The 2316-nt window shown below is 65.5% G+C and carries 2 protein-coding genes and 2 pseudogenes; all 4 read left to right on the top strand.

What is annotated here, in order from left to right; translation table 11 throughout:
- Positions 1–304, top strand: a pseudogene (locus AC1D00_RS37090) (16S rRNA (cytidine(1402)-2'-O)-methyltransferase); the annotation flags it as partial.
- Positions 291–692, top strand: a complete 402-nt coding sequence (locus AC1D00_RS37085; RefSeq protein WP_477014082.1) for a YraN family protein — start codon at positions 291–293, stop codon at positions 690–692. The pseudogene AC1D00_RS37090 and the gene AC1D00_RS37085, both read left to right, overlap by 14 nt.
- A 10-nt stretch (positions 693–702) precedes the next feature.
- Positions 703–1647: a glutathione synthase gene (gene gshB / locus AC1D00_RS37080; protein ID WP_477014081.1), complete on the top strand. Its 945-nt coding sequence runs from the start codon at positions 703–705 to the stop codon at positions 1645–1647.
- Positions 1648–2139: 492 nt separating this feature from the next.
- A pseudogene (locus AC1D00_RS37075) lies at positions 2140–2316 on the top strand (Flp pilus assembly protein CpaB); the annotation flags it as partial.

The following is a 2316-nucleotide window of genomic DNA, read 5'->3' as shown; positions in this document are numbered from 1 at the left end:
CTGCCGCGAGCTGACGAAGCTGCACGAGGAGATTTCGCGCGCGACGCTGAACGAGCTGGCACGCGAGGCGGATGCGCTGGAGACGCGCGGCGAGTTCGTGCTGGTGATCGCACCGCCTGCGGCGGACGCCGAGATGCTGACACCGGATGCGCTCGACGATCTCCTGCGCGCGCAGCTGGCCACCCACAGCGTCAAGGACGCCGTGGCCCATGCCGTCGAGCTGTCCGGCCGGCCGCGGCGCGCGGTCTATGCCCGCGCACTCGAGCTCGCAAAAGATTTGCGGGGCGGCGATGGCGAAGACTGAGGGCGGAGCGGAACCGAAAGTCGCCTCGCTCGAACGCGTTGCCGCGTTCCGCACCGGCATCTCGGCCGAGAGCCGTGCCGCCGCCTATCTCATGGCCAAGGGTTATCGCATCCTCGCCAAGCGCTATCGAACCCCGCATGGCGAGATCGACATCGTGGCGCGCCGCCGCAACCTGATCGCCTTCGTCGAGGTCAAGGCCCGCGCGAGCCTGGATGATGCCGCCTTTGCCGTGACGCCGCGCCAGCAGCAGCGCATCATCGACGCCGCGCAAGGCTGGCTCGTCGCGCATCCCGAGCATGCCGAATTCGAATTGCGATTCGACGCCATGCTGATTGCGCCGCGGTCACTTCCGCGCCATGTGTTGGCAGCATTCGACGCCTCGACCTGAAAGGCAGACCATGAAACTGAACGTCGCCGTCCAGATGGACCCCATCGCCCGCATCAACATCAAGGGCGATTCCACCTTTGCGTTGCTTCTGGAGGCGCAGAAGCGCGGCCACGGCCTGTCCTACTACACGCCCGACAAGCTCTCGATGGTCGGCGACGAGCTGGTCGCGCCGGTGCAGCTGCTGACCGTGCGCGACGAGCCGGGCGATCATTTCACCCTCGGGGAGCCGAAGCGCGAGGCGCTCAACGGCTTCGACGTGGTGCTGCTGCGCCAGGACCCACCGTTCGACCTCGCCTACATCACCTCGACGCATTTCCTGGAGCGCATCCATCCGAAGACGCTGGTCGTCAACGATCCGGCCTCGGTACGCAATGCGCCGGAAAAGCTGTTCGTGATGAACTTTCCGCAGCTGATGCCGCCGACGCTGATCTCGCGCGACTTGGATGAGATCAACGCATTCCGGGACCGGCACGGCGCCGTCGTGATGAAGCCGCTGCACGGCCATGGCGGCGCGGCGGTGTTCCGCGTGATGCCGCAGGACATGAATTTCGGCTCGCTGTTCGACATGTTCTCCGTCACGTTCAAGGAGCCCTGGGTGATTCAGCAGTTCATCCCCGAGGTGAAGCACGGCGACAAGCGCATCATCCTCGTCAACGGCGAGTTCGCCGGCGCCGTGAACCGCGTGCCCGCCGCCGACGACCTCCGCTCCAACATGGTGCGCGGCGGCGCGGCGCAGGAGACCGAGCTCACCCCGCGGGAACGCGAGATCTGCGCCACCGTCGGCCCGGCGCTGCGCGAGCGYGGCCTGCTGTTCGTCGGCATCGACGTCATCAACGGCAACCTCACCGAGATCAACGTGACATCGCCAACGGGCATCYGCGCCATCGCACGTCTCGGCGGCCCGGATGTCGCGGCAAAGGTCTGGGACACGATCGAGCGGAAGCGGGGGAAGTAGTGCTTACAACGACCGCGCTCGTATAGTCCGTGATCCCTCCCCAAGGTCGTCCCGGCGAAGGCCGGGACCCATAACCCCAGGGAGTGGTTTGGCGAAGACTCGTCGTCGGTACTTCTGTCTTCTACATTCGAAAGATCACGCGGTWTGGGTCCCGGCCCCCCGTGCGCAATTGCGCACTAGGCCAGGACGACACCGATGATGTGGCGCATTGCTTCGTCTTATTGGCATGGCGGCGCGGCGCCCTGCGAGCCACTAACCACCCGTTCACCATGACGCCGCGCGCATCGTTCGAACGAACGTCCGGCACTGCGTGAATCTACGGTGGCCGCTGGCCAACCGAATAACGCGCCGTTCACCATCTGCCCAGAACTCGGGCCGTGGCCGCTCATCGCATTCGACCTCGCAACACCCCTTATACTTTTACTCCCTACTCATCGACACAGGGGAACCCGCCACGTGCGGTTCGAGTACCCCGCGTAAGAGTAGAGGCGTATGAATACCGCACGCATTGTCGTTCTCGTCATCGCGCTGGGCGCCGGCGGCGTCGCTGCGTATCTGGCGAGCGGTTATGACAACAAGCCCGCGCCCGCCCTTCCCGTCGCCGAGAAGCTGCCGACGGTCGAGGTTCTCGTCGCGAAGAACGACATCCAGCTCGGCCAGGCCGTGAAG

Source organism: Bradyrhizobium sp. P2_E8 (genome assembly GCF_056403875.1).
This window is presented reverse-complemented; position numbering and strand designations above follow the sequence as displayed.